Origin of the sequence: Burkholderia sp. SIMBA_062, assembly GCF_046534765.1 — a bacterium.
Classification (GTDB): Bacteria; Pseudomonadota; Gammaproteobacteria; order Burkholderiales; family Burkholderiaceae; genus Burkholderia; species Burkholderia ambifaria.
Genome location: NZ_JAWRYD010000342.1, coordinates 1 through 263, shown reverse-complemented (window position 1 = coordinate 263; position 263 = coordinate 1). Strand labels below are relative to the sequence as shown.

Sequence of the window (263 nt, the reverse complement as noted above, 5' to 3'; positions counted from 1 at the left end):
AATCGTAGGCTGCGGGAGGCCAGTCATGCGCACGATTTCCTGGGGTGTCAGCTCGGGCTTTTCATGGCTGAAGCATCGCAATATCTGAAGCCCGCGGGCCAAGGCGGTGACGTATTGGCGATCTTTCTCGCCCTCGGGTGCTGGGTTTTTCGAAGTTTCTGAACTCATTAACTTGCGCTCGACTGAGATGATCGGAGTATAGTCAAAATTCACTAAGTGGATACAGAATTTGCACAGCGAATAAAAATAGAAGGGAACACAAT

Annotated in this window: 1 protein-coding gene; it reads right to left on the bottom strand. The window is 49.8% G+C overall.

Going from position 1 to position 263, the window contains the following annotated elements:
- Window positions 1–168 (bottom strand): helix-turn-helix domain-containing protein (locus tag SB786_RS36610; protein WP_410731635.1); only part of this gene is annotated, 168 nt, incomplete at its 3' end.
- Between the last annotated feature and the right edge of the window lie 95 nt (window positions 169–263).